Below are 26,311 nucleotides of genomic sequence, written 5' to 3' on the forward strand. Positions count from 1 at the left end.
CACCGCGCCTCGTCCGGCCCTCGCCCCGCTCCACCGTGTCCCCGTCCGCCTCGACATCCGCATCCGCTCGCGCGCCGCGTACCCGCCCTCGCCCCGTGGGGAACCCCGCGCACCTCGTGGCGGTCCGTGCCCGGCGGGTCGCGCCCCGTGTCGCTCCCGCCCCCCAACCTAGGGCGCCGCACGGGGTCCGGCGGGCGACGGACACGCCCGGGGGCGCACCTTGGCCAGGTGTTCGACGGCACGCCGGGGGCGGGCCCGGCACGCCGTAGACTGGTGGATCGGCCCCAACCCCAGTCCTCATCTCTCACGTACGGGAAGTCGCAACGTGTCGCTCACGATCGGAATCGTCGGTCTGCCGAATGTCGGCAAGTCGACCCTGTTCAACGCCCTGACCAAGAACGACGTGCTGGCGGCCAACTACCCGTTCGCCACGATCGAGCCCAATGTCGGTGTCGTGGGCGTCCCGGACGCGCGGCTGACGAAGTTGGCCGAGATCTTCGGGTCCCAGCGGATCCTCCCGGCGACCGTCGACTTCGTCGACATCGCGGGCATCGTGCGCGGCGCCTCCGAGGGCGAGGGCCTGGGCAACAAGTTCCTGGCGAACATCCGTGAGTCCGACGCGATCTGCCAGGTCATCCGCGCCTTCAAGGACGAGAACGTCGTCCACGTCGACGGCAAGGTCTCGCCGAAGGACGACATCGAGACGATCAACACCGAGCTGATCCTCGCCGACCTCCAGACCATCGAGAAGGTCCTGCCGCGCCTCCAGAAGGAGTCGCGGATCAAGAAGGACATCGCGCCGAAGGTGAAGGCCGTCGAGGAGGCCAAGGAGATCCTGGAGAAGGGCGAGACCCTGTTCTCCGCGGGCATCGTCCAGGGCTCCGGCAACGAGGAGCTCCTGCACGACCTGCACCTGCTGACCACCAAGCCCTTCCTCTACGTCTTCAACGTCGACGAGGACGAGCTGGTCGACGACGACTTCAAGGCCGAGCAGCGCGCCCTGGTCGCCCCCGCCGAGGCGATCTTCCTCAACGCCAAGCTGGAGGCGGACCTCGCCGAGCTCGACGAGGAGGACGCCATGGAGCTCCTGGAGTCGGTCGGCGCCGAGGAGCCCGGCCTCGCCACCCTGGCCCGCGTCGGCTTCAACACCCTCGGCCTGCAGACCTACCTGACGGCCGGCCCCAAGGAGTCCCGGGCCTGGACGATCAAGAAGGGCGCCACCGCCCCCGAGGCCGCCGGTGTCATCCACACCGACTTCCAGAAGGGCTTCATCAAGGCGGAGGTCATCTCCTTCGAGGACCTGGTCGAGACCGGCTCGGTCGCCGAGGCCCGCGCGAAGGGCAAGGCGCGCATGGAGGGCAAGGACTACGTCATGCAGGACGGCGACGTGGTGGAGTTCCGCTTCAACGTCTGACACGTCCCGGCGAAGGCCGCCCGACCCGCGGCAGAGCGGTGTCGGGCGGCCTTCGCGCTCCGCGCAGAGTCGGCCGGCATCGTCGGAGCGATCCGTGTATGCCTACGGGATCGTGCGGCGGTGCACCGGACGGGGTGGGTGCTCGCGCGCGGTGGGAGGATGCGGGGGAAGGACGGGGAGGACGGGGCGGGATGGGGCGTAGTGAGCGGGAGGCGGTCGCCGGGGGGCGGCGGCTGTACGAGGCGGCGCGGGCGGTGGTCGACGACCACGCGCGGGCCGTGGCCGCCGTGCACGCGGCTCTGGAGCCGATCCACGGCGAGCTCGTACGGCATGAGCTGGACGGCATCCCGGTCGCCCGGCTGAAGGAGCTCACCGAGGGTCGGCTGCGGCTGGGCGAGGTGGAGAAGGGCGGTTTCCGTACGGTCGGGCAGGTCCTCGACGCCGGCTCCTACCGGCTGCGGCAGCTGCCCGGAGTCGGCCGGCAGACCGCCGACCAGACCGTGGCCGCCGCACGCCGCATCGCCGACGCCGTACGGGACACCGTCGCCGTGCACATCGACGTCGACCAGCCGGAGCCGCGGACCACCGCCCTGGTCGTGGCCCTCCACGTGCTCGTGGAGGCCGGACCCGAGGCGCGCCGGGCCGTCGAGACCGCCGCCGCGCTGGTGAAACGGCTCGGCCCGCTGCTCACCGAGGCGGCCCCCGCGGCCGGGCGGCTGCGCATGCTGTTCGCCGGGCGGGCCGGCCGGGAGCGGGCGGTCGCCGCCGTGGCGGAGATCCGTACGGCGACGGAGCGGGCGGACGCAGACGGTGTGCCCGGGCTGCTCGCCCAGGCGTCGGTGGACCTGCTGCGCCGCCCGGACTCCGACGTCGCCGCCCTGGTCGACTTCGAGCTGCGCTCCGCCGAGTACTACAGCCTGCTCGCCGAGGTGTCGGGCCGCGCCCCCGACCCGGCCGCCGCCGAGGGCTTCCTGCCGGACGAGGTGGCCGACCGGGTGCGGGCCCAGTCGCTGGACGACACCCACCGCCGGGTGTCGCTGCGCGGCTACCAGGCGTTCGGCACCCGGTTCGCGCTCGCGCAGCGCCGGGTGATCATCGGCGACGAGATGGGGCTCGGCAAGACGATCCAGGCCATCGCCGCGCTGGCCCACCTCGCCGCGCGCGGCGAGACCCACTTCCTGGTGGTGTGCCCGGCCAGCGTGCTCATCAACTGGACCCGGGAGACCGAGAAGCGCAGCACGCTGCGGGTGACCCCGGTGCACGGCCCCGACCGGCGGGACGCGTTCGCCGACTGGAAGGAGCGGGGTGGCGTCGCCGTCACCACCTTCGACGCCCTGCGCGGCTTCCCGGTCCCCGGCACCGGTGAGCTCGGCATGCTCGTCGTCGACGAGGCGCACTACGTCAAGAACCCGAACACGCGCCGCGCCGGCGCCGTCTCCGCCTGGGCCGGGACCTGTGACCGTGTGCTGTTCCTGACCGGCACGCCCATGGAGAACCGGGTCGAGGAGTTCCGCAGCCTGGTGCGCATCCTGCAGCCGGACCTCGCCGAGCGCGTCGACGAGCACGACGGCGTCGCGGGCTCGAAGGCGTTCCGCAAGGCGGTCGCGCCCGTCTATCTGCGCCGCAACCAGCAGGACGTCCTCACCGAACTCCCCGCGCTCCAGCACACCGACGAGTGGGAGGAGCCCAGCGCGCGGGACGAGGAGGCGTACCGGGAGGCCGTGCAAGCCGGCAACTTCATGGCCATGCGCAGGGCCGCGTACGCCCGCCCCGAGGGCTCGGCGAAGCTGGAGCGGCTGCGGGAGATCGTCGAGGAGGCCGCCGAGAACGGGCACAAGGCCGTGGTGTTCTCGGCGTTCCGCAGCGTCCTGGGCACGGTCCAGGAGGCCCTCGGGAAGAGCGACGAGGGGCATGTCTTCGGGCCGCTCACCGGCAGCGTGCCGCCCGCCCGCCGGCAGCGGCTCGTGGACGACTTCGCCGCCGCGCCCGGTCACGCGGTGCTGCTCGCGCAGATCGAGGCCGGGGGAGTGGGCCTGAACATGCAGGCCGCGTCCGTGGTCATCCTGTGCGAGCCGCAGTTGAAGCCGACCATCGAGCACCAGGCGGTCGCCCGCGCCCACCGCATGGGGCAGGTCCGCTCGGTCCGGGTGCACCGCCTGCTGTGCACGGGCGGCGTGGACGAGCGCCTGGTCCGGCTCCTGGAGAACAAGTCCCGCCTCTTCGACGCCTACGCCCGCCGCAGCTCGGTCGCCGAGTCGACCCCGGACGCGGTGGACGTCTCCGACCTCGGCCTGGCCCGCCGCATCGTCGAGGAGGAACAGGCCCGCCTGGGCACGACACCGAGGCGGGAACCGGCCACCGAGGACGCGTGAGCGCTGCGCCGGCCTTACGGGGGGCGGCGGACGTGCCGTTCGTATGTCGGCGCTCGGCGCGGGAGGGTCCGGGGGTAGGTCGGGGTTCGCCGTCTGCGGGACCCTCGGCCGGTGTCGCCGGACCGGTCCGTGGCGCGTCGTCGGAGGTCGGCGGCGGCCCGTGCCTCGCACGCGCCGAGGCTCCCGGCGAGGGCGGCGGCCGTCATCCTGGCCGCGCTGGAGGCGGAGCTGACCGCGCTGCGGCTGCCGCTCGGGGCCGCTCGGGGACGACGGCGCGGGCGCGGTTCTCGGCCATCTCGACCAGGTCCGCGAGGGCATCGCGCCCTGGGAGGAGAGCGCGCGGTCGACGGCGTTCGACGCCTGACCGGGCGGCTCCCGCCTCTCCAACTGCCCTGCGTGAGCCGGTCGTCGGACGACTGGCTCACGCAGGGCCCTTGTGCAATTCCTGTAGAGGCCTCAATCTTTCGGCTGGCGCACGGACGCCGTCCGGACTTGACATGATCATGCCCTTCGTTGGGTCATCCCCTTCCGCAGGGCGTCCCTCGTCGTTCCGTGCCACCCCACGCCGGCGCACCACCGATTGAGGAGGAACCCTCAGATGGCAGTGATGCGTACCCCCCAGCGCACGACCCGCCGAAGACTGGCCCTGTTCAGCGCGGCGGCGACCGCGGTCCTCACCGCGGGCCTCGTCACCGCTCTCCCCGCCCAGGCCGCACCCGAGGGCCACGTCCAGTACGCGGGCGCGGCGAACGCCGTGGCGGACAGCTACATCGTCACCCTCAAGGCCGACCGGGCCCGTTCGGACTCGAAGACGGCCCGCGCCCTCGTCGAGCGCTACGGCGCCGGCATCGAGCGCACCTACCGCACGGCCCTCAACGGCTACGAGGTCGAGGCGTCCGAGACCGAGGCCGCGCGGCTCGCCGCCGACCCGGCCGTCGCCTCCGTCGTCCAGAACCGCACGTTCCACGTCGAGGGCACCCAGCCCAGCCCGCCCTCCTGGGGCCTGGACCGCATCGACCAGAGGAACCTGCCGCTCAACAACTCCTACACGTACCCGGACTCGGCCGGGCAGGGCGTGACGGCGTACATCATCGACACCGGAGTCCGCATCACCCACCAGGACTTCGGCGGCCGCGCCTCCTACGGCTACGACGCCATCGACAACGACAACACCGCCCAGGACGGCCACGGCCACGGCACGCATGTCGCGGGCACGGTCGCCGGGTCCTCGTACGGCGTCGCCAAGAAGGCGAAGATCGTCGGCGTGCGCGTGCTGGACAACTCCGGTTCGGGCACGACCGCCCAGGTCGTCGCCGGCATCGACTGGGTCGCCCGGAACGCCGTGAAGCCGGCCGTCGCCAACATGTCCCTCGGCGGAGGCGCCGACTCCGCCCTCGACACGGCCGTACGCAACGCCATCGCCTCCGGTGTCACCTTCGCCGTGGCCGCCGGCAACGAGTCGACCAACGCCTCCACCAAGTCGCCCGCCCGCGTCACCGAGGCGATCACGGTCGGCGCGACGACCTCCTCCGACGCCCGGGCGAGCTACTCCAACTACGGCACGGTGCTGGACCTGTTCGCGCCCGGCTCGTCCATCACCTCGTCCTGGAACAGCAGCGACTCGGCGACCAACACCATCTCCGGCACGTCGATGGCGACCCCGCACGTCGCGGGCGCCGCCGCGCTGTACCTCGCCGACAACCCCACGGCCACCCCGGCGCAGGTCGCCTCGGCCCTGACGGCGTCCGCCACGAGCGGTGTCGTCGGCAGCCCCGGCACGGGCTCGCCCAACCGCCTGCTGTACGTCGGCGGCGGCACGACCACCCCGCCCGGTCCGCGCTTCGAGAACACCACGGACTACGCCATCGCCGACAACGCCACCGTCGAGTCCCCGGTGACCGTCTCCGGCGTCTCCGGCAACGCCCCCTCGGCCCTCGCCGTCGAGGTGCACATCGTCCACACCTACATCGGTGACCTCCAGATCCAGCTGATCGCCCCCGACGGCTCGGCCTACACGCTGAAGTCGTACGGCACCGGCGGCAGCGCCGACAACATCGACACCACGTACACGGTGAACGCCTCCTCCGAGGCGGCCAACGGCACCTGGAAGCTGAGGGTCAGCGACAACGCGCGCCTGGACACGGGCCGCATCGACGCCTGGGCGCTCCAGTTCTAGTACCGGTCATTCCCGCAAGTCCTCGTCCTCGTGGTGGCGTTCGGGTTCCGTGACCCAGCCCGCCGCGAGGACGAGGCGCGTGTGCCGGTGCACGGCGAGGAAGCCGAAGGGCCGGTCGAACGTGGCACGGACCCGCGTGGTCCGCCAGCGCAGCGCGGGCGGGGCGCCGCCCGCAGCAACGGCGATCGCCGTCACCGCCGCCGCGTGGAAGCCGTCCGCGCCGAACCGGGCGGTCATGGACTGCCGGGCCGACCCCACCGTCAGCGGGGAGGCGCTGACGCCGGGGAAGTGGCCCCGCGTGGTGTCCAGGGCCGTGGTGAGCCCGAACACGGCGGACGACGCCGTCAGATCGTGCTCGGCGCGCAGGCCGAACGCCGGGACCCGGACGTGGAGCGTCGGCGGCGCGGGCTCCCGGGACAGCTCCCGTACGACGCTCAGGCCGGGGCCCGCCTCGCCGTAGGGCAGCGTGTGCCCAGGGACGACCGGGGACCAGCGCTCCAGCACGTCCACCGCGGCCCCGAGGACCTGTCCTGGTGTCATCCCGTCCTCGCCCAGCACCAGATGGACGTCCGTCGAGGTGTCGCCCAGCACCTTCAGCTCCGTGACGTGTCCCGCAGGGGTGTCCGCCACCCCGACCCGGTCCATGACGGCACCGGAGCGCGTGAGTCCCGCCAGCACCCGCCCCGCCCAGGGCCCGGTCTCCGGCATCCAGGTGAGGTCGTCGAACGGCCGCAGCCAGCGGGTCCGCAGGGTCAGCGCGCTCGCCAGCACCAGCCGGGTGTCCGGGCCCAGGAGGGCCGGCATGCGCTCGACCAGTCCGTCCGTGTGCTTGGCCGCCCAGGCGTCCAGCGCGGCCCCGTCCACCGTCGCGTCACCGGTCAGCACGCCGTGCGCCTCCGCCGGCACCCCGGCCGCCCAGCGCTCGCGCAGCTCCAGCGTGCGCTCGGTCCACAGGCCGACGGCCCGCTCCAGCCCCCGCATCCCGCCCAGGCCGTCCAGCAGCTCCCGTGCCGCCCCGGCCGCGTCGACCGCGTCCAGCCCGACCGCGTCGGCCAGTTCCGCCCGCGCGGGGCCCTCCGCGCCGTCCGCGAGGAACGCGAGCAGCGGCCACACGCCCGCCGCCGAGAGGACCGTGCCCCCGCCCGCCCCCGCCGTCCGCGCCCAGCGGACCGTGAGCCGGTTCACCGCGCGGACCGTCGCCCGTCCGACCCCCATGTCATCCCCGCTCGTCACGCGCTTACGATGCGCGCAGTCGTACGCCGATCCCCACCGCCCGAACCAGGAGCACGGTACCCGTGTCGATACCTCCGCCCCCCGGACCCCACCAGCCGTACGGGCCGCCGGGGCCCCAAGGGCCGTACCCGCAAGGGCCGTCCGTGCCGCCGCCGTTCCCGTCCGCGTACGGCCATCCGTACGGCCCCTACGGGGGGCAGGCGCCGGTCAACGGTCTCGCGATCGGGTCCCTCGTGCTCGGCATCCTGTGCTTCGTGCCGGCCGTCGGACTGGTGCTCGGGCTGATCGCGCTCGCGCAGATCCGCAGGAAGGGCGAGCGCGGCAAGGGCATGGCGATCGCCGGGTCGGTGCTGTCGGCCGTGGGGCTGGCGCTGTGGGCGCTGATGCTGTCGACCGGTGCCGCCTCCGACTTCTGGGACGGCTTCAAGGGCGCCGCGAGCGGTGAGGGCAGCGCCTTCGCGCTCGACAAGGGCGACTGCTTCGACACCCCGTCGGGCACCTTGGAAGGGGAGACCTTCGAGGCGGAGAAGGTGCCCTGCGCCGGTGCGCACGACGGCGAGGTCTTCGCCGTGGTGAAGCTGCCGGACGGCCGGTACCCCGGCGAGGACGAGCTGTCCCGCACGGCTGACGACAAGTGCTACGCGCTGAGCGACGGTTACGCCATGGACACCTGGGGCGTGCCCGAGGACGTGGACGTCTACTACTTCATGCCCACCCCGCAGAGCTGGCGGTTCGGCGACCGGGAGCTCGCCTGCCTGTTCGGCAGCACGCGGAAGGACGGCCGGCTGACCGGCTCGCTGCGCGGCGACGCCACGACGCTCGACGCCGACCAGGTCGCCTTCCTGAAGGCGGTCAACGCCGTCGACGCGGTGCTGTACGAGGAGCCGGAGGAGCACCCCGACGACGACCTGGCCGCGAACCAGGAGTGGGCCCGTGACGTGCGCAAGGTGCTGGGCGAGCAGATCGCGGCGCTGCGCGGGCACGACTGGCCGGACGGGGCGGAGAAGCCGGTGAGTGATCTGGTCGGGGAGATGGAGGAGGCGCGCGACGAGTGGACGCGTGCCGCCGCGGCGAAGGACTCGGACACGTACTTCACGCACTACGAGAACGGCTACGCGTACGTGGACGGCCCCACGACGGTCACCGCGCGCGAAGCTCTGGGCCTGGACACCACCGTGCCGGAGTACGAGGACGACTTCGGCAGCGGCGGCGGGAGTGAGGACGCCGGCGACCTTGAGGTGTGAGCGCGGCTATAGCGGGGAGAAAGTGCCTGCGTAAAGCCCTCCGCCCTCACAAGTCATCACATCGAGTGATTCTCTGGCCTTTGCTTGCACGGGACAACGCTTGGTTGCCACGCTGTTGCTGTCTGTACAACCTGATGGGAGCGGCCAGTGACTTTCGGTGAGCAGCCGGCGTATCTGCGTGTCGCGGGTGATCTCCGTAAGAAGATCGTCGACGGCTCACTCCCTCCGCACACCCGCCTCCCGTCCCAGGCCAGGATCCGTGAGGAGTACGGCGTCTCGGACACCGTCGCGCTGGAGGCGCGCAAGGTGCTGATGGCCGAGGGCCTGGTCGAGGGCCGCTCCGGCTCCGGGACCTATGTGCGCGAGCGGCCCGTGCCCCGCCGGATCGCCCGCTCCGGCTTCCGCCCGCCGAGCGGGGCCACACCGTTCCGGCAGGAGCAGGCCGACGGCGACGCCCGCGGCACCTGGGAGTCCCGCAGCGAGCAGGCGGTGGCCGGCCGTGCCGTCGCCGAGCGGCTGGCGATCCGGCCCGGCGAGCGCGTGATGTGCACGCGGTATCTGTTCCGGGAGGCGGGCGAGCCCATGATGCTCTCCACCTCCTGGGAGCCCCTCTCCGTCACCGGCCGCACGCCCGTGATGCTGCCCGAGGAGGGCCCGCTCGGCGGCATGGGCGTCGTCGAGCGGATGGCCGCCATCGACATCGTCGTGGACAACGTCACCGAGGAGGTCGGCGCCCGCCCCGGCCTCGCGGAGGAACTGCACGCGCTGGGCGGTGTCCCCGGCCATGTCGTCCTCGTCGTCCAGCGCACCTACTACGCCTCGGGCCGCCCGGTCGAGACGGCGGACGTGGTGGTCCCGGCCGACCGCTACCGCGTCGCGTACCACCTGCCGGTCAAGTAGCGCGCGGGCGCGAGTGAAGTAGCGCACATCTCCCTTCCGTTGCCCGGTGCGGGGACACAACACCCGCCCCGGCGCGCCCGGTTGCCCTGCGGTCGTTCCCGCAGGTCATGCCGGGTTTCTTCGGCGTATCCGCCCCACCGGCGCATCGCCTCGCGCACACGGCGCGTTCCGTGGCGCGCGCCCCCTCCGGCTTGGCTGGTTGCGTACCTCTTTGTGAAAAGCCGTATTCGCTGCGTGAAGGTTAGGCGTAGGCTCGGGCATATGCGGATTGCGGTTTCCTCAGCGGGCGGGGCACGGCACAGGCCGCGAGCGTTATGCGGGCGGCCGCGGGCGGGAAGGAGCAGTGGGGCGCGATGAACGACAGCACGATCACTCTTCCCTGGCTCGTCGTCCGGCAGGACGACAACGGCAATCGCTACCGCGTGGGCCGGTACGCGACCCGCGCCGAGGCCCAGAAGATCGCGGACAGTCTCGACGGCCGTGGACACAAACAGCTGTACTGGGTCGAGCGCATCACGCAGAACGGCGGCGGCGCCGACCGCTGACGCCAGGCGCTCCCGTAGGCTCCGGCGCATGACGGAACGGATCGTGGTCGGCGCCGCGCTGCTGGACGCGGGCCGCCTGCTCGCCGCACGCCGGAGCGCGCCGGCGGACCTGGCCGGGCGCTGGGAGCTCCCCGGCGGCAAGGTCGAACCGGGCGAGAAGCCCGACGCGGCGCTCGCCCGCGAACTGCGCGAGGAACTCGGCGTGGACGCCGAGGTCGTGGAGCGCGTCCCCGGCGTCTGGCCCCTGCGGGACCCCTTCGTCCTCCATGTGTGGACGGCCCGCCTGCGGCCCGGCAGCCCGGCGCCGCGGCCCCTGGAGGACCACGACGACCTGCGCTGGCTGGACGCCGGCGAGCTGTGGGACGTCGACTGGCTGGAGCAGGACGTGCCCGCGGTCCGGGAAGTGGCCCGGCGGCTGACGCCCTGACGCACCCCTGTCGGACCCCCGCCCTTGACCCGCCTGGCGCGGTACTGACGCCCGAATATCGGGTATGTGCCCATTAACCCCATGAAACCGGACATGGAGTGGCCTCCGCTGGCTGGGAAGTGATCGGCGTGCTCGACACCGATGGCGACTGCGCCGAATGGACGTTCCCCGCGGAGGCCGGCGCCGTCCGGGCGGCCCGCGCCGCCGTGCGCGACCGGCTCCGCGCCTGGGGGCTGAGCGGCCTCGCCGACGTCGCGGCCCTGCTGGTCAGCGAACTCGTGACCAACTCCCTGCGGCACGCCACCGGTCCCATCGGGGTGCGCCTGGTGCGTCCCTCCGGGGACGGCGGGGTGCTGCTCGTCGAGGTCTCCGACCCGCTGCCCGATCCGCCGCGCGCCCGCAGCGCCGCCGACGAGGACGAGGGCGGCCGCGGCCTCCAGCTCGTGGCGCGAACCTCCCGCCGCTGGGGGACCCGGCCGGGACGCGGCGCCGGCAAGACGGTCTGGTTCGAACTCGCGATCCCCCGCTGATGCCTCGGGTCCCACGGTCCGTCAGCGGCGCCCCGGACGCCCGCCGTACGCCCGCCGTACGCCCGCCGTCCGGCCCTGGACCAGCTCTGGACCGGCTCTGGACCGGCTCTGGAAAGGCCTCGGACCGGCCGCGGCCGATTCCCGTCGGTGACGGGTGACCAAGGTCGTGATTCGAGGGCGTGTCCGCTGGTTAGAAGACTGGAAGTGTTTCCGCGGCGGGGACCGAAAAGCATCGGGACCGTGCTGTGATCGTGAACACCGTGTTGTGCGGGGCCGTAGTGCTGGATACTGCGGGCAGCCGCCGCCGGTGACCGGTGCCGGACGCGGTGAGCTGGAGGGGACGGTTCGCGTGAGCGAGATACCAGCGAAGGCGACGGAGTCCGAGGACCCGTCGGACAAGGGCGGGGCGAGGGCCGCGGGGGATCTCTCCGACGCTCGCGCCTCCCACGGCACACCCGCCTCCCACGGCACACCCGTCTCCGCCGGGGCCGCCTCGGCCGGCGCACCGGACACCCGCACACCCCACGGTCCGCGGGACCCGGACACGACCGCATTCGGCTCCGAGGAGCCGCGCCCGGGCGAGCCGCTGTGGCAGAGCAAGCCGCCCGGTTCGATCTACGACTACATCAAGGTCGCGTCCTTCTCCATCGGCCCCGACGGCCTCGTCGACCAGTGGAGTCTGCGCGCCGAGCAGGTCTTCGGCATCCCCGCCGAGCGCGCGGTCGGCATGGACCCCATCGAGGTGTTCATCGACCCCGACCTGCGCGCGCAGGGCCAGCGGAAGATGGCCGAGATCCTGGACGGGCGCGAGTGGACCGGCGTGGTCCCCTTCCGGGCGCCGGACGGCGACGACGGCGGCCGGGGCAAGGACGGCCTCGCCGAGGTGTACGTCATGCCGACGCGGACCGAGGAGGGGGAGAAGGCCGCCGTCTGCATCGTCGTCGACGTCCGGACCCTCCGCCGGATGGAGACCGACCTGGCCGCCTCGCAGGCCATTTTCGGTCAATCTCCCTTCGGGTTCCTGCTGATCGACACCGATCTGCGGGTGCGCCGCGCCAACCAGCGGTTCGCGTCCCTGTTCGGCGGCGCCCCCGACGACCACCGTGGCCGGGGCGTCCACGACTACCTGGCCCGGCCCGAGGCCGAGCGGGTCTCGGCCACCCTGCGCCGCGTCCTGGAGAGCGGCGACTCCATCACCGACATGCACGTCACCGGCTTCCTGCCGGGCTCCGACGAGCGCCGCCACTGGTCCGTCAACCTCTACCGGGTGCACAGCGGCAGCGGCCGTCCCATCGGCATCGCCTGGCTCGGCATCGACATCACCGCCCGGCGCGCCGCCGCCCGCGAGGCCGCCGCCGCCCGGCGCAACCTCGCCCTGCTGAACGACGCCGGCGCCCGCATCGGCAACTCCCTCGACCTGGAGACCACCGCCCGCGAACTCCTCGACGTGGTGGTGCCCGGCTTCTGCGACCTCGCCACGGTCGACCTGTACCAGGGGCTGCTGGCCGGCGACGAGACACCGCCCGGCCTCGCCGACGGCAGCGCGGAGCTGCGCCGGGTCGCCTTCTCCAGTGCCGTGTCGGACGCGCCCTTCGTGGGCGGCGGCGCGGAGGTCTCCGTCGGCGGCGTGCACCACTACCCGTTCAACTCGCCCTGCGCGGACGCCCTGCGCACCGCCCGCGTGCAGCATGTGCCCGGCGAGGAGGGCGGGCTCGTGCAGTCCACGCTCGCCGTGCCGATGGTCGCCCACGACACCGTCGTCGGACTCGCCCAGTTCGCCCGGACGAAGGGCAGCGAGCCGTTCGGGGACCGCGACCGCGAACTCGCCGTGGAACTCGCGGCCCGCGCGGCGGTCTGCATCGACAACGCCCGGCTGTACCGGCGTGAGCACGAACGCGCCCTGATACTGCAGCGGTCGCTGCTGCCGCCCGGCGACCCGGTCGCCGCCGGACTCGACATCGCCTGCCGCTATCTGCCCGGCAACGCCTCCGCCGACCGGCACAGCGAGGTGGGCGGCGACTGGTTCGACGTCATCGAACTGCCCGGCCACCGCACCGCGCTGGTCGTCGGCGACGTGATGGGGCGCGGGCTGCGCGCCGCCGTCGCGATGGGCGAACTGCGCTCCGCCGTACGGACGCTGGCGCTGCTGGACCTCGAACCGGCCGAGGTGCTGTCCGCGCTGGACGAGATCGCGCGCGGGCTCGGCGCCCCCGGCGGCGTCCAGCAGGCCACCCGGGCGGCCCGCCGGCCCCGGGAGGCGGACCTCTCCGAGGTGTACCTCGCCACCTGCGTGTACGCCGTGTACGACTCCGTGACCCGGCGCTGCACCTTCGCCAACGCCGGGCACCTCCCGCCGGTCCTCGTCGAGCCCGGCGAGGACGCGCTGATGCTGGACGTGCCGCCCGGGATGCCGCTCGGTGTCGGCGGCGAGCCGTTCGAGGAGGTGGAGGTCGAACTGCCCGAGGGCGCGCTGCTGGCGCTCTACACGGATGGACTGGTCGAGTCCCGCGACCACCCCCTGGACGAGGGCCTGCAGGCCTTCGTCGGCGCGCTCACCGACCCCGCGCGCCCCCTGGAGGACGTGTGCGACCACGTCCTCAACACCCTCGACACCCATCACGGCGAGGACGACATCGCGCTGCTGATGGCGCGGGTGCAGGGGCTGCCCGCCGACTCCGTCGGCGACTGGACGCTGCCGCGCGAGCCCCGCAGCGTGGGCCGCGCCCGCGAGTACGCCCGCGCCCGGCTCCAGTCGTGGGACCTGGAGGCGCTGGTCGACACCACCGAACTCCTCGTCAGCGAACTGGTCACCAACGCGCTGCGCTACGGCGAGGGAGAGATCCGGCTCCGTCTGCTGCTGGACCGCACGCTCGTGTGCGAGGTCTGGGACGCCGGCCTCGTCCAGCCGCGCCGCCGCCGCGCCCGCGACACGGACGAGGGCGGCCGCGGCCTCCAACTGGTCGGCCTGCTCAGCGCGGCCTGGGGCTCCCGCCGCACGCCACGCGGCAAGACGGTCTGGTTCGAACTCCCCCTGCCCGACGGCGAAACCACCCTGACCGACCCGGCGGAGGCCCTCCTGAGCCTCTTCTGACCCGGCACACCCGGCGGAGGGCGCGGGTACGCGCCGGCGCTCTGCTCGGGAGACGCCGTCCCCGGCGCCGGGCTCGGGGCGCCGGTACGGTCACCCCGGGTCGTCCGGCTCGCGGCGTCTGGTGGATGTTCGGGGGCCGCCGTAGCTGTGGGGGGTCGGGTGGAGGGCGCCGAGGGAGGCGGCTGTCAGGTCGGGGGTCGGCTCGGGTGGGTGGCCGTGGAGGCGGGTGTCCTGGTCCGCCAGGGCGTGGGCCTCCTCGGCCAGGGTGTCGGCCGTCACCAGGTCGGCCGGGTCCTCCGCGTGTTCGAGGCGGCGGGCCTCCGCCAGGCGGGTGCGGGCCGCGCAGCCCACCACCGCGCCGTGCGTCGCGACGACGTCGTCCGCCCCGGCGACGGCCGCCCGTGCGCAGACCGCGGCGGCGGCCGGGAGCACCCCGGCGCGTCCGGCGGCCAGGGGTGCCACGGCCCGTACGATCCGCCGCAGCAACCCCAGCGGGTCGTACGGCCGGCCCGAGGCCAGCTCCTGCCGTACGCCCGCCAGGACGACGTCGGCGTGGCCCGTGCGGGCGCGCAGTTCGCCCGGTGTGACGTCCGGGTGGGCGGCGGTCTCTCCGGCGAGGGCCCGGCGGGCGCCGGCGATCTCCGCCTCCGCGCCGGTCAGCGCGGCCGGTACCAGTTCCGCGGCCGTCGCGAGGTCTCTCCGCAGCCGTTCGACGCCGTCGATGAGCACGCCCGCCTGGGCGATGGCTCCCTCGGCGGCCCGCAGCCGGCTCGCCGCCCGGCCGAACTCGCCGGCGTCGGCGGCCTGGCGGGCGAGGTTCAGGCGGGTGGTCGCGAAGACCAGGCGGTCCTTGGCCTGTTCGACGTTCCCCACGACCGTGGAGGACGCCGGGGCGGCATAGCGGTCGCCGAGGTCGCGGAGGGTCGCGTCGGCTTCCGCGGTGCGCGCGGTCAGGCCCCGGAACCGGGCCTCCGCGACCGTCAGAGCGGCTCCCAGTCCGCCCCTCGGTCCCTCCTCGAGACCCCGCAGTGTGTCGAAGGCGGCGGCCTGTACGTCCAGCAGCCGCCCGGCCTCCTCGCACCGCCCGATGACGCCCGCCAGCGCGTGCCGTCGGGCCGCGTCCTCCTCGGGCACCCCGTGCTCGTACCGCCGGCGGATGCGGAACGCGGCCGCCAGCTCGGTCTCGGCCTCGCGCAGGGCCCGCCGGGCGTCCTCGATCTCCTCCGGCGGCCCGTCCTCGAAGCGTTCGTCGTTCTCGACGTTCTCGAACCGGGCCTCCGCGAACCCCAGCTCCTCACGGCTGACCCGCACCCATCCGTCCGCGCGGACCAGCGCCTCCTGGGCCCGCGCGTCCAGCTCCTCGTCGGGCGGTTCGCCGCCCGTCACCGGCGCTCCGCCGGGTGTCGTACGACCGGAGGTGCGCCGTCGGCGCCGCCAGAAGCCGAAGCTCGCCAGGGCCCCCGCCGCGACCACGGCGATCATGGGCAGCACGAGGTCGGCCGTGTGCGTCCCCCGGTCGTCCCGCTGCCCGAGCGCGCCCGCCACGGGCCGGTGCGGCCCGCCGGCCACCGCCCCGCCGGCCGCCGTCCCGGGCAGCACCAGCCACACCACCCCGATCAGCGCGCCCAGCAGGGAGTGCGCCACGCGCGCGGATATGTGCGCGCGGGCGCGCCGCGGCCGGCCCCGGATCAAGGATGACGTCACATTCGGGAGCGTATGAGCAGGTGTGCGCCCGCGCGACCGGGGTGCGTGCGTCAGGGGAGGCGCGCGTACGTCTCCGCTACGAGGACCGTCTCCGGATCTTCGACCCCAGCCACACCAGCGGGTCGTACTTGCGGTCCACGGCCCGTTCCTTCAGCGGGATGAGCGCGTTGTCCGTGATCCTGATGCCCTCGGGGCAGACCTCGGTGCAGCACTTGGTGATGTTGCAGTACCCGAGGCCGTGCTCGTCCTGCGCCGTCCTCTTGCGGTCGAGCCCGCTCTCGGCGGCCGCGTCCAGCGGGTGCATGTCCAGCTCGGCGACGCGCATCAGGAAGCGGGGCCCGGCGAACGCCGGTTTGTTCTCCTCGTGGTCGCGCACCACATGGCAGGTGTCCTGGCACAGGAAGCACTCGATGCACTTGCGGAACTCCTGCGAGCGGTCCACGTCCTCCTGCATCATCCGGTACTCGCCCGGAGCCACGCCCTCCGGCGGCACGAACGCCGGCACCTGCCGGGCCTTCTCGTAGTTGAAGCCGACGTCGGTCACCAGGTCCCGTACGACGGGGAAGGCCCGCAGCGGGGTGACGGTGATCGTCTCCTCGCGGGTGAACACCGACATCCGGGTCATGCACATCAGCCGCGGCCGTCCGTTGATCTCGGCCGAGCAGGAACCGCACTTGCCCGCCTTGCAGTTCCAGCGGACGGCCAGGTCGGGAGCCTGGGTGGCCTGGAGGCGGTGGATGATGTCGAGGACGACCTCGCCGTCGTTCACCTCGACCCGGAAGTCCTGAAGGTCCCCGCCTCCCACATCGCCCCGCCACACCTTGAAGCGGGCCTCGTAGCTGCTCACTGGTAGAGCTCCTCTTCGGCGAGGTACTTGACCAGCTCCTCCTTCTCGAAGAGGGCGAGCAGGTCCTGGCGGACGGGTTCGGTGGTCTCCCGGGAGAGGTCGATCTGGCCGCGCTCGGGGTCGGTGGCCGCGAGGCCGCCCGTCGGGTCGGCGAGCCGGCACAGCAGGTTGATGTTGCGCCAGCGGCGGTCCATCTGCGGGTGGTCCTCACGGGTGTGGCCGCCGCGGGACTCGGTGCGCTCCAGCGCCGCCCGCGCCACGCACTCGCTGACCAGCAGCATGTTCCGCAGGTCCAGCGCGAGGTGCCAGCCCGGGTTGAACTGCCGGTGCCCCTCGACCCCGGCCCGCCGTGCCCGCACCCGCAGCTCGGCCAGCTTCTCCAGCGCCTGCTCCATCTCGGCCTCGCGGCGGATGATGCCGACCAGGTCGTTCATGGCCTGCTGGAGTTCCTGGTGCAGGGTGTACGGGTTCTCCGGCGGCCGCCCGGCGTCCGCGGACCCGGCCGGGCCCTCCGCAGAGAAGGGCCGCAGCGCCTCCGCCGCCGCGCTGTCGATCTGCGCGTCACCGACCGAGGGTCGCTCGAACGCCTGCGCCGCCGCGTGCTCGGCGGCGTGCCGGCCCGCCCGGCGCCCGAAGACCAGCAGGTCGGACAGCGAGTTGCCGCCGAGCCGGTTCGAGCCGTGCATTCCGCCGGCCACCTCACCGGCCGCGAACAGCCCCGGCACCCCGCGCGCCGCCGCCGTGTCCGAGTCGACCGCGATGCCGCCCATGACGTAGTGGCAGGTCGGCCCGACCTCCATCGGCTCGGCGGTGATGTCGACGTCCGCCAGCTCCTTGAACTGGTGGTACATCGACGGCAGCCGGCGCCGGATCACCTCGGCCGGCATCCGCGTGGACACGTCCAGGAAGACCCCGCCGTGCGGGGAGCCCCGGCCCGCCTTCACCTCGGCGTTGATCGCGCGGGCGACCTCGTCGCGGGGGAGCAGCTCGGGAGGGCGCCGGTTGTGGTCCGGGTCCTCGTACCAGCGGTCGCCCTCCTCCTCCGACTCGGCGTACTTCTCCTTGAAGACGTCGGGGACGTAGTCGAACATGAACCGCTTGCCCTCGGAGTTGCGCAGCACCCCGCCGTCGCCGCGCACCGACTCGGTGACCAGGATGCCCTTCACCGACGGCGGCCAGACCATGCCCGTCGGATGGAACTGCACGAACTCCATGTTCAGCAGCGGGGCCCCGGCGAGCAGCGCCAGCGCGTGCCCGTCGCCCGTGTACTCCCACGAGTTCGACGTCACCTTGAAGGACTTGCCGATGCCGCCGGTCGCGATGACCACGGACGGCGCCTCCAGGACGAAGAAGCGGCCGGTCTCCCGCTCGTAGGCGAAGACCCCGGAGACACGGCTTCCGTCCTTCAGGATCCGGGTGACCGTGCACTCCTGATAGACCTTCAGCCGCGACTCGTAGTCCCCGGTCTCCTTCTTGTCCTCCTGCTGCAGCGAGACGATCTTCTGCTGGAGGGTGCGGATCAGCTCCAGGCCGGTGCGGTCGCCGACGTGCGCGAGGCGCGGGTACTCGTGCCCGCCGAAGTTGCGCTGGGAGATCCGGCCGTCCTTCGTCCGGTCGAAGAGCGCGCCCCAGGTCTCCAGCTCCCACACCCGCTGCGGGGCCTCCTGGGCGTGCAGCTCGGCCATCCGCCACTGGTTGAGGAACTTGCCGCCGCGCATGGTGTCGCGGAAGTGCACCTGCCAGTTGTCGTGCTCGTTGGCGTTGGCCATGGCAGCCGCGATCCCGCCCTCGGCCATCACGGTGTGCGCCTTGCCGAACAGCGACTTGCAGATCACGGCCGTACGGGCGCCCCGCTCCCGCGCCTCGATCGCCGCGCGGAGGCCGGCGCCCCCGGCACCGACCACGACGACGTCCCACTCCTGCCGGTCCACCACGGACATGTGTTCAGTCCCCACCAAATCTAGAAGAAGCGCGGATCGTCGAAGACCCCGGACGCGACGAGATAGACGTAGAAGTCGGCGAGCGCGACGCTCACCAGCGACGCCCAGGCGAGCTGCATGTGGCGGGCGTTGAGCCTGCCGATCCACTGCCACATGCGGTAGCGCACGGGGTGCTTGGAGAAGTGCTTGAGCTTGCCGCCCACGATGTGCCGGCAGGAGTGGCAGGAGAGGGTGTACGCCCAGATCAGCGCGATGTTGGCGAGGAAGACGAGGGTGCCGAGGCCCATGTGGCCCCAGGCGTAGGTCTCGTCGCGGAAGGCGAGCACCGTGTCGTACGTCAGGATGCCGGCGACCAGCAGGGCCGCGTAGAAGAAGTACCGGTGGACGTTCTGCAGGATCAGCGGGAAGCGGGTCTCACCGGAGTACGTCTTGTGCGGTTCCGCGACCGCGCAGGCGGGGGGCGACAGCCAGAAGCCCCGGTAGTACGCCTTGCGGTAGTAGTAGCAGGTCAGGCGGAAGCCGAGCGGGAAGATCAGGATGATGATCGCCGGCGAGATCCCCCACCAGCTCCCGAAGAGCTCCCAGTTGGGCCCGCCGCGCATGGGGGCGCAGTTCTCCGCCAGGCAGGGGGAGTAGAAGGGGGACACGTACGGCGCCGCGTAGTAGTCCGAGTTCGCGAAGGCCCGCCAGGTCGAGTACACGATGAACGCCAGCAGACCGGCCGCGGTGGCGGCGGGGGCCAGCCACCAGCGGTCGGTCCGCAGGTGCGGGGCGTCGATCGCGGCGCGGGTACCGGTGCGTACGCCGCCGCTGTTCAGATGGGGTTCCGTACCAGTGGCCAATGCATGACTCCGGTCGGGTCAGGGGGGCGGATCAGGGGGCGCGGCGGTCCCGGGCGCCGAGACCCTCGTCGTCCGTGTCGATCCACAGCGAGTCGTCGTACGGCGTGTCGGGGATGGTGACGAGCTCCGGCTTGCGCGGGGCCGCCGGGCTCGCCGCGGCCTCCCGCAGCAGCGCGACGCTCTCGCGCAGATGGTTGGCGTCGGTGCGCACGCGGCGCATCTCCAGCCCGGCCGTGCCGAGCTGCTTCTCCAGGCGGCCCACGGACCGCGCCAGGTCGTCCAGGCAGCGCTGGACGGCGATCAAGTCGTCGTGCACGGACATGACGTGACCTCACTTCCGTGGGCCCTGCGGCCCTTGGGTGGCAACGTTCATGCGCCTGCGAGTGTTGCGCGTCACACCTGTCCCTGTGAAGGCGTGTGCAGCGATTGGCGGATTGCGCGCCATCGGCGCGCGCTCGCACGCGCTCTGTGTGCGCCGGGGGATCGAAGGAGTGTGCGGGGCGCTGTGCTCCGCACGGGTGGCCTTGCGCGCCCCCGGCGCCGTGTCGTCTGCGCCTGGCGAACCCTTTCCTCTTCAGTGGGGTGCCGTAGATCTGATCAGCACCAAAATACCGCCAAATGTGATCAGAACGCACTAACAGTCACCGGCGGGAGCCGCTCCCCGGAGGTACGCAGATGTCCCACGACGGCGTCGGAACCAGGCCCGGCCGCGGCGCGGTCATGCGCTCGGCCGCCTTCCTCACCGCGGGGGTGCTGGCGCTGCCGGTGCTCGCCGGCTGCAGCGACCCGGACCCGGCGGGCAAGCCGCTGGCCGGCCAGGACATCGCCCCGGCCGCCCGGGCGCGGATCGCCGACGGCGGCACCCTGCGCTGGGCGGTCGACTCCGTGCCGGAGACGCTGAACACCTTCCAGTCGGACGCCGACGCCACCACCTCCCGGATCGCCCAGGCCACGCTGCCCTCGATGTACCGGCTCGACGAGAGCGGGCGCCCCGAGCGCAACGAGTCGTACCTGGAGTCCGCCGAGGTCGTGGAGACCGAGCCCAAGCAGGTCGTGCTGTACAAGCTGAACCAGCAGGCCGTCTGGAGCGACGGCCGGGAGATCGGCGCCGCCGACTTCGCCGCCCAGTGGCGGGCCCTGTCCGGCAAGGACAGCGCCTACTGGACCGCCCGCAACGCCGGTTACGACCGCATCCAGAAGATCGAGCGCGGCGACAACGACCTGGAGGTACGGGTCACCTTCGCCCGCCCCTACGCGGACTGGCGGTCGCTGTTCTCGCCGCTGTACCCGAAGGAGGTCATGGGCACGCCGGACTCCTTCAACGACGGGGCGCGGACCAAGCTCAAGGTCAGCGCGGGACCGTTCACCGTCCGGAAGATCGACCACAAGGGCGACGAGATCCGCCTGACCCGCAACCCGCGCTGGTGGGGCAGACCGGCCAAGCTCTCCGAGATCGTGCTGCGGGCCGTCCCCCGCGACGAGCGGGCCGCCGAACTCGCCGCGGGACGCCTCGACCTGGCGGACGTCGACCCGGCCGCGGCCCGCCGTATCGCGGTCGCCGCCCCCCGCCCCCAGGGCCCCTCGGCCAGCGCCTCCGGCACCCCGCTGATGGGCCCGGACCTGAAGAAGCTGACGCCCGCGCAGCGCAAGGACAAGGAGCGCTTCCACGGCTTCGAGGTCCGCAAGTCGCTCGAGCCCTCCTACACCCAGCTCGCCCTCAACGGCGGCGGCGACGGACCGCTCGCCGACGAGCGGGTGCGCCGGGCCGTGGCCCGCGCCCTGGACCGGGAGAAGCTGGCCGAGACGGTCCTGCGGCCGCTCGGGCTGCCCGCCGAGCCGGTCGGCAGCCACCTCGCACTGGCCGGGCAGGCCGCCTACGCCGACAACAGCGGGGCGATCGGCGGCCAGGACACCGCCGAGGCGCAGGCGCTCCTCGTGGACGCCGGCTGGGTGCCGGGCGGACCCGTGAAGGAGACGAAGAAGGGCGAGAAGGCCGCCGGCGCCGAGTCCGACAAGAAGGAGAAGGACAAGGGGAAGGACAAGGACTCGGGGGAGAAGGACGGGAAGGACGAGAAGGACGGCGAGTCGAAGAAGGCCAAGAAGTCCGACGACGACACCTACATCGTCGGCGAGGACGGCAAGAGCGCCGACGGCCAGGACTCCCGCCACCTCGCCCAGGACGGCAAGCAGTACGGCGCCAAGCAGCTGCCCGGCGGTGCGCCCGGGGCGTACGCCCCGCAGGGCACGGCCGCTCCCGCGGGCGCCGCGAGCCGCCAGCTCGCCAAGGACGGCAAGGCGCTGACGCTGCGCTTCGTCGTGCCGGACGGCGAGGGGTCGGGGACCCTGCGCACGGTGGCGGACCGGATCGGCCTCATGCTGAAGCGGGTCGGCATCCGCACCGAGATCACCAAGGTCTCGGACGAGAGCTACTTCAAGGACCACATCGCGTCCGGCCAGTACGACCTCGCCCTCTACTCCTGGCCCGGCTCCGCCTTCCCGGCGACCGACGCCCGTCCCATCTACGCCAAGCCGGTCCCGGCCGCCGACGGCTCGCTGAACGTCGAGCAGAACTACACGCGCGTCGGCACCGACCAGGTCGACCAGCTCTTCGAGCAGGCGGTCGGCACGCTGAACGAGTCCGAGTCCCGGTCCCTGATCCGCAAGGCCGACTCCCGCATCTGGGCCGCGGCCGGCTCGATCCCCCTCTACCAGCGGCCCCAGCTGACGGCCGCGCGCACGGACCTCGCCAACGCGGGCGCCTTCGGGTTCGGCGCCCCGGTCTTCGAGGACATGGGCTTCCTGAAGAAGGGCGCGAAGGGGCAGCCGGCCCCCTCCGCCTCGTAGCGCGGGCACTCGGAAGGCCGCTCCAGGGCGCCGCACGGGCCGATCGGGCCCCAGCGGCGCCCTTCGCGTTGCCCAAAGGGGTGCTGACCTGCGCGGTCACATCCCGCCAAGCCCCGGCCGCCGCGGCCCCGTACCATGGGGTGAGGCCGTGGCATGTTCCGCCCGGCAGGGCCCGCGTAACACAGACGTACGCAGCAGGGCCGTCCTCACACTCCGGGAGTACGCCGCAACATGGCTGTGACCGCAACACGTCACGACATCCGCAACGTCGCCATCGTCGCCCACGTCGACCACGGCAAGACCACCATCGTCGACGGCATGCTGAAGCAGGCCGGTGCCTTCGCCGCCCACCAGCTCGACTCGGTCGACGACCGCATGATGGACTCGAACGACCTGGAGCGTGAGAAGGGCATCACGATCCTCGCCAAGAACACGGCGGTGAAGTACCACCCCAAGGACGGCGGGGACCCCATCACGATCAACATCATCGACACCCCCGGCCACGCCGACTTCGGTGGCGAGGTCGAGCGCGGTCTGTCGATGGTCGACGGTGTGGTGCTGCTCGTCGACGCCTCCGAGGGCCCGCTCCCGCAGACCCGCTTCGTGCTGCGCAAGGCCCTCCACGCCCGGCTGCCGATCATCCTCTGCATCAACAAGACGGACCGCCCGGACGCCCGGATCGACGAGGTCGTCAACGAGACCTACGACCTCTTCCTGGACCTGGACGCGGACGAGGAGCAGATCGAGTTCCCGATCGTCTACGCCTGCGGCCGTGACGGCATCGCCTCGCTGACCAAGCCGGCCGACGGCACCGTCCCGGAGGACTCCACCAGCCTGGAGCCGTTCTTCTCGACGATCCTCCAGCACATCCCGGCCCCGACCTACGACGAGGAAGCCCCCCTCCAGGCGCACGTCACCAACCTGGACGCCGACAACTTCCTCGGCCGTATCGCGCTGCTGCGCGTCCACCAGGGCGAGCTGAAGAAGGGGCAGACCGTCGCGTGGATGAAGCGCGACGGCTCCGTCACCAACGTGCGCATCTCCGAGCTGATGATGACCGAGGCGCTCACCCGCAAGCCGGCCGAGAAGGCGGGCCCGGGTGACATCTGCGCGGTCGCCGGCATCCCGGACATCATGATCGGCGAGACGCTGGCCGACCCCGAGAACCCGGTGCCGCTGCCGCTCATCACGGTCGACGAGCCCGCGATCTCCATGGTCATCGGCACCAACACCTCCCCGCTGGTCGGCCGCGGCGGCACCGGCAAGGGCGCCGACGCCAAGGCGGCCGTCAAGGACCGCAAGGTCACCGCCCGCCAGGTCAAGGACCGCCTGGACCGCGAGCTGATCGGCAACGTCAGCCTCCGCGTCCTGGACACCGAGCGCCCCGACGCCTGGGAGGTGCAGGGCCGCGGTGAGCTGGCGCTGGCCATCCTGGTCGAGCAGATGCGCCGCGAGGGCTTCGAGCTGACCATCGGCAAGCCGCAGGTGGTCACCAAGGAGGTCGAGGGCAAGACCTACGAGCCCGTCGAGCGCATGACGATCGACGTGCCCGAGGAGCACATGGGTGCCGTCACGCAGCTGATGGGTGTCCGCAAGGGCCGGATGGACAACATGTCCAACCACGGCTCCGGCTGGGTGCGCCTGGAGTTCGTCGTGCCCTCCCGCGGTCTCATCGGCTTCCGTACCGAGTTCCTGACGCAGACCCGCGGCACGGGCATCGCCCACTCGATCCACGAGGGCCACGAGCCCTGGTTCGGCACGCTGACGACCCGCAACAACGGCTCCCTGGTCGCCGACCGCTCCGGCGCCGTCACCGCGTTCGCGATGACGAACCTCCAGGAGCGCGGCGTGCTCTTCGTCGAGCCCGGCACCGAGGTGTACGAAGGCATGATCGTCGGCGAGAACTCCCGCGCCGACGACATGGACGTCAACATCACCAAGGAGAAGAAGCTCACCAACATGCGGTCGTCCACGGCCGACGTGGCCGAGTCGATCGTCCCGCCGCGCAAGCTGTCGCTGGAGCAGTCCCTGGAGTTCTGCCGCGACGACGAGTGCGTCGAGGTGACCCCGGAGGCCGTCCGCATCCGCAAGGTGAACCTGGACGCCCGCGAGCGCGCCCGCGCCGCGAGCCGCGCCAAGCACGGCTGACGCACGCTCTGACGGCACCGGACACCCTGCCCGGGGTGTCCGGTGCCGTCGTGCGTCCGGGGCCGGTGAGGGGCCCACGTGAACGGCATAGGGAAAACCCTTGAATCCGTTGTGAGGTGCCGGAGAACGGGACAGGTCGCACTATCCTGCCCGCAAGCGGAGGCGGTGCGACTGCCGGTAACCCGCGGATCCGGTCACGCACGGTACGGCTGTCCCGGCCGGCGTGTGGCGGGCGACACAGCGCCCCGCGGGCACCCTCCCTTTTCGGCGGGTGAGCGGCAACTCATTTTCGAGACGGCCGTCCGCTATACGGACGGCCCGCTCCGATAGATGTGTAACAAGTCCGTTTCGTAGTGATCTCTCGCCAAACCCTTTGTCCGGATTTTGGAAGGCCTGGCCCCTATCTGTGATCGAACCGAGACCTCGAGACTGTGGTTCGTCGTGTGGCCGATGGCAGATAGTTAGGCGCGTAGAGCTCGTCTGAACGGGTCACGCGCTGACTGCGCCGACTCGCGAGCGCGGGGGGCACCTGACGACTTTCGGCACCGGAACGGGACCGGAAGGTGTCATGTGCCTCTCTTTGCGGTGAACCAGCGGATTCATGAGGAGGAACCCATGCGAGGTGCCACAAGCGCCATATGGGTCGCGTCGTCCCCGATGGCAGGTGTAGGCCCCGCGGGTGCGCTCAGTGCCGTCACGGTGGTTGCGTTCGCGACGCGGCGTCGCGAACTTCCTTGACGACTCGTTCCGTTGGCCGGCCCCCAGCCGGTCGCGAGCCAGGGTTCCCCCAGGGGCGGCCGACGCCCCTCCGTCGTTGTTCCCCCCTCGCGCGCTGCGGATACGTACGCCGTGCGACGGCCGCCGGGTCAGTGTTCCTCCCCGGTGACCTCCAACCTGTGAAATGGACGAATCATGACGAGTCCAATCGAGCTTGAGGGTGTCGAAGCCTCCTCCGCCTTGGACAAAGAGAGCGCGTCACCGGGCAAGGCCGAGGAGCCGAAGAAGCTCGCGGGGCGCAGCCCCAGCCAGTTGATGTGGGCGCGGTTCAAGCGCGACAAGACCGGCGTGGTGTCCGCTTTCGTCGTCCTGTTCTTCTTCTTGATCGCCGCGATCGCGCCGCTGATCTCGATGGTCTACGGCAAGGACCCGTACACGCTGTACGGCCAGGAGAACCCCGACCTCCTGGACATGTTCACGATGCCCGCGAAGCCCGCCGGCGGTATCGACGGCGACTTCTGGTTCGGCATCGAGCCGGTCCTGGGCCGCGACGTGTTCATGCAGCTGGTCTACGGCATCCGGACCTCGCTGGCCACGGCCCTCGCCGCGACGCTGATCATGACCATCCTGGGTGTGCTGATCGGCCTCGCCGGCGGTTTCTTCGGCGGCCGCATCGACTACTGGCTCGGCCGGGTCACCGACTTCTTCATGGCGCTGCCCAGCCAGCTGTTCTTCGTCGCGGCGATGCCGGTCATCACCACGGTGTTCGTCGCCCCCGACGAGGAGACGCCCACCTACGTCCGGTCGGCCGCGATCATCATCGTCCTGTCCTTCCTGGGCTGGATGAGCCTGGCGCGCATCGTCCGGGGCGCCACGCTGTCGCTGCGCGACCGGGAGTTCATCGAGGCCGCCCGGATCTCCGGTGCCTCGCCCTGGCGGATCATCCGCAAGGAGCTTCTGCCCAACATCGTGACCCCCACGCTGGTGCAGGCGACCCTGACGCTGCCCAGCACCATCCTCAGCATCGCGTTCCTGTCCTTCGTGGGCGTCGGGTACGTCGAACCCACCCCTGACTGGGGCCGGATGTTCGCCATCGGTGCACGCACCATCGAGCAGGACCCGTACTACATGCTCTTCCCCGGCATCGCCATGGTGATCTTCGTCGTGGCGTTCAACCTCCTGGGCGACTCCGTACGGGACGCCTTCGACCCCAAGACGGGACGCTGACCCTCCCCGGGCCATCTCCCACCCTCCCCCCACACTCCGCTCGGCCGGCCCCGGTGCCGTACGGCACCGACCGGCCCGGTACCAGCAGTGCTCACTACTCACAGGCAGGT

The 26,311-nt window shown here is 72.2% G+C and carries 18 protein-coding genes; 12 read left to right on the plus strand and 6 right to left on the minus strand.

Annotated elements, in window-relative coordinates:
- Window positions 1-325: 325 nt before the first annotated feature.
- The 3 genes from ychF (at window position 326) to F8R89_RS22720 (ending at window position 5,962) form a co-directional block, all read left to right on the plus strand.
- Entirely contained in the window at window positions 326-1,414 is a 1,089-nt protein-coding gene (gene ychF, locus F8R89_RS22705; RefSeq protein WP_151785663.1) for a redox-regulated ATPase YchF, read from the plus strand.
- Between the two features lie 191 nt (window positions 1,415-1,605).
- Entirely contained in the window at window positions 1,606-3,786 is a 2,181-nt protein-coding gene (locus F8R89_RS22710; RefSeq protein WP_151785664.1) for a DEAD/DEAH box helicase, read from the plus strand.
- Between the two features lie 598 nt (window positions 3,787-4,384).
- The gene (locus tag F8R89_RS22720; RefSeq protein ID WP_151785665.1) at window positions 4,385-5,962 is read left to right on the plus strand and encodes a S8 family peptidase; all 1,578 of its coding nucleotides are present in this window, start codon (window positions 4,385-4,387) and stop codon (window positions 5,960-5,962) included.
- A gap of 6 nt (window positions 5,963-5,968) precedes the next feature.
- Here F8R89_RS22720 and F8R89_RS22725 read toward each other — a convergent pair whose 3' ends face one another.
- A complete protein-coding gene (locus tag F8R89_RS22725; RefSeq protein ID WP_151788251.1) occupies window positions 5,969-7,177 on the minus strand; it encodes a serpin family protein in 1,209 nt (402 codons plus the stop codon).
- 80 nt (window positions 7,178-7,257) lie between these two features.
- On the opposite strand from F8R89_RS22725, the gene F8R89_RS22730 reads away from it, so the two are divergent.
- The 6 genes from F8R89_RS22730 to F8R89_RS22755 all read left to right on the plus strand — a co-directional run bounded on the left by F8R89_RS22730 (window position 7,258) and on the right by F8R89_RS22755 (window position 13,932).
- Window positions 7,258-8,439, plus strand: a complete 1,182-nt coding sequence (locus F8R89_RS22730; protein ID WP_151785666.1) for a DUF4190 domain-containing protein — start codon at window positions 7,258-7,260, stop codon at window positions 8,437-8,439.
- Between the two features lie 147 nt (window positions 8,440-8,586).
- Entirely contained in the window at window positions 8,587-9,339 is a 753-nt protein-coding gene (locus tag F8R89_RS22735; RefSeq protein ID WP_151785667.1) for a GntR family transcriptional regulator, read from the plus strand.
- A gap of 353 nt (window positions 9,340-9,692) precedes the next feature.
- On the plus strand, window positions 9,693-9,884 hold the full coding sequence (locus tag F8R89_RS22740) for an SPOR domain-containing protein (protein WP_055621826.1): 192 nt from the start codon (window positions 9,693-9,695) through the stop codon (window positions 9,882-9,884).
- Window positions 9,885-9,912: 28 nt separating this feature from the next.
- Window positions 9,913-10,311 carry a (deoxy)nucleoside triphosphate pyrophosphohydrolase gene (locus tag F8R89_RS22745; RefSeq protein WP_151785668.1) on the plus strand — a complete coding sequence of 133 codons (399 nt, stop codon included), beginning with the start codon at window positions 9,913-9,915 and terminating at the stop codon, window positions 10,309-10,311.
- A 119-nt stretch (window positions 10,312-10,430) separates the two neighbouring features.
- A complete protein-coding gene (locus tag F8R89_RS22750) occupies window positions 10,431-10,841 on the plus strand; it encodes an ATP-binding protein (RefSeq protein WP_383654697.1) in 411 nt (136 codons plus the stop codon).
- 349 nt (window positions 10,842-11,190) lie between these two features.
- Window positions 11,191-13,932 carry a SpoIIE family protein phosphatase gene (locus tag F8R89_RS22755; protein WP_151785670.1) on the plus strand — a complete coding sequence of 914 codons (2,742 nt, stop codon included), beginning with the start codon at window positions 11,191-11,193 and terminating at the stop codon, window positions 13,930-13,932.
- A 90-nt stretch (window positions 13,933-14,022) separates the two neighbouring features.
- Here the strand turns inward: F8R89_RS22755 and F8R89_RS22760 are convergent, their stop codons facing one another.
- The 5 genes from F8R89_RS22760 to F8R89_RS22780 form a co-directional block, all read right to left on the minus strand.
- Complete coding sequence (locus F8R89_RS22760; RefSeq protein WP_225994465.1) at window positions 14,023-15,636, minus strand: hypothetical protein; 1,614 nt, start codon at window positions 15,634-15,636, stop codon at window positions 14,023-14,025.
- Between the two features lie 76 nt (window positions 15,637-15,712).
- On the minus strand, window positions 15,713-16,483 hold the full coding sequence (locus F8R89_RS22765; protein WP_151785671.1) for a succinate dehydrogenase/fumarate reductase iron-sulfur subunit: 771 nt from the start codon (window positions 16,481-16,483) through the stop codon (window positions 15,713-15,715).
- Window positions 16,480-18,423 carry a fumarate reductase/succinate dehydrogenase flavoprotein subunit gene (locus F8R89_RS22770; protein ID WP_151785672.1) on the minus strand — a complete coding sequence of 648 codons (1,944 nt, stop codon included), beginning with the start codon at window positions 18,421-18,423 and terminating at the stop codon, window positions 16,480-16,482. Before F8R89_RS22770 ends, F8R89_RS22765 begins: the two co-directional genes overlap by 4 nt.
- Before the next feature lie 20 nt (window positions 18,424-18,443).
- Window positions 18,444-19,265, minus strand: coding sequence for a hypothetical protein (locus tag F8R89_RS22775; RefSeq protein WP_151785673.1), 822 nt, complete (start codon window positions 19,263-19,265; stop codon window positions 18,444-18,446).
- 31 nt (window positions 19,266-19,296) lie between these two features.
- The gene (locus tag F8R89_RS22780) at window positions 19,297-19,587 is read right to left on the minus strand and encodes a hypothetical protein (RefSeq protein WP_151785674.1); all 291 of its coding nucleotides are present in this window, start codon (window positions 19,585-19,587) and stop codon (window positions 19,297-19,299) included.
- Window positions 19,588-19,940: 353 nt separating this feature from the next.
- Between F8R89_RS22780 and F8R89_RS22785 the strand changes: the two genes are divergently transcribed.
- The 3 genes from F8R89_RS22785 (at window position 19,941) to F8R89_RS22795 (ending at window position 26,201) form a co-directional block, all read left to right on the plus strand.
- The gene (locus tag F8R89_RS22785) at window positions 19,941-22,109 is read left to right on the plus strand and encodes an ABC transporter family substrate-binding protein (RefSeq protein ID WP_151785675.1); all 2,169 of its coding nucleotides are present in this window, start codon (window positions 19,941-19,943) and stop codon (window positions 22,107-22,109) included.
- Between the two features lie 231 nt (window positions 22,110-22,340).
- Window positions 22,341-24,257: a translational GTPase TypA gene (gene typA, locus F8R89_RS22790; protein WP_151785676.1), complete on the plus strand. Its 1,917-nt coding sequence runs from the start codon at window positions 22,341-22,343 to the stop codon at window positions 24,255-24,257.
- Window positions 24,258-25,169: 912 nt separating this feature from the next.
- Window positions 25,170-26,201 carry an ABC transporter permease gene (locus F8R89_RS22795; RefSeq protein WP_151785677.1) on the plus strand — a complete coding sequence of 344 codons (1,032 nt, stop codon included), beginning with the start codon at window positions 25,170-25,172 and terminating at the stop codon, window positions 26,199-26,201.
- Window positions 26,202-26,311: the final 110 nt, after the last annotated feature.

Source organism: Streptomyces sp. SS1-1 (assembly GCF_008973465.1).
GTDB lineage: Bacteria > Actinomycetota > Actinomycetes > Streptomycetales > Streptomycetaceae > Streptomyces.

What these genes read in the sequence shown, in the direction of transcription:
- F8R89_RS22710 (WP_151785664.1), top strand. Translation starts at nt 1,606, where the DNA reads ATGGGGCGTAGTGAGCGGGAGGCGGTCGCCGGGGGGCGGCGGCTGTAC.
- F8R89_RS22720 (WP_151785665.1), top strand. Translation starts at nt 4,385, where the DNA reads ATGGCAGTGATGCGTACCCCCCAGCGCACGACCCGCCGAAGACTGGCC.
- F8R89_RS22725 (WP_151788251.1), bottom strand. Translation starts at nt 7,177, where the DNA reads ATGGGGGTCGGACGGGCGACGGTCCGCGCGGTGAACCGGCTCACGGTC.
- F8R89_RS22740 (WP_055621826.1), top strand. Translation starts at nt 9,693, where the DNA reads ATGAACGACAGCACGATCACTCTTCCCTGGCTCGTCGTCCGGCAGGAC.
- F8R89_RS22745 (WP_151785668.1), top strand. Translation starts at nt 9,913, where the DNA reads ATGACGGAACGGATCGTGGTCGGCGCCGCGCTGCTGGACGCGGGCCGC.
- F8R89_RS22770 (WP_151785672.1), bottom strand. Translation starts at nt 18,423, where the DNA reads ATGTCCGTGGTGGACCGGCAGGAGTGGGACGTCGTCGTGGTCGGTGCC.
- F8R89_RS22780 (WP_151785674.1), bottom strand. Translation starts at nt 19,587, where the DNA reads ATGTCCGTGCACGACGACTTGATCGCCGTCCAGCGCTGCCTGGACGAC.
- F8R89_RS22785 (WP_151785675.1), top strand. Translation starts at nt 19,941, where the DNA reads ATGTCCCACGACGGCGTCGGAACCAGGCCCGGCCGCGGCGCGGTCATG.
- typA (WP_151785676.1), top strand. Translation starts at nt 22,341, where the DNA reads ATGGCTGTGACCGCAACACGTCACGACATCCGCAACGTCGCCATCGTC.
- F8R89_RS22795 (WP_151785677.1), top strand. Translation starts at nt 25,170, where the DNA reads ATGACGAGTCCAATCGAGCTTGAGGGTGTCGAAGCCTCCTCCGCCTTG.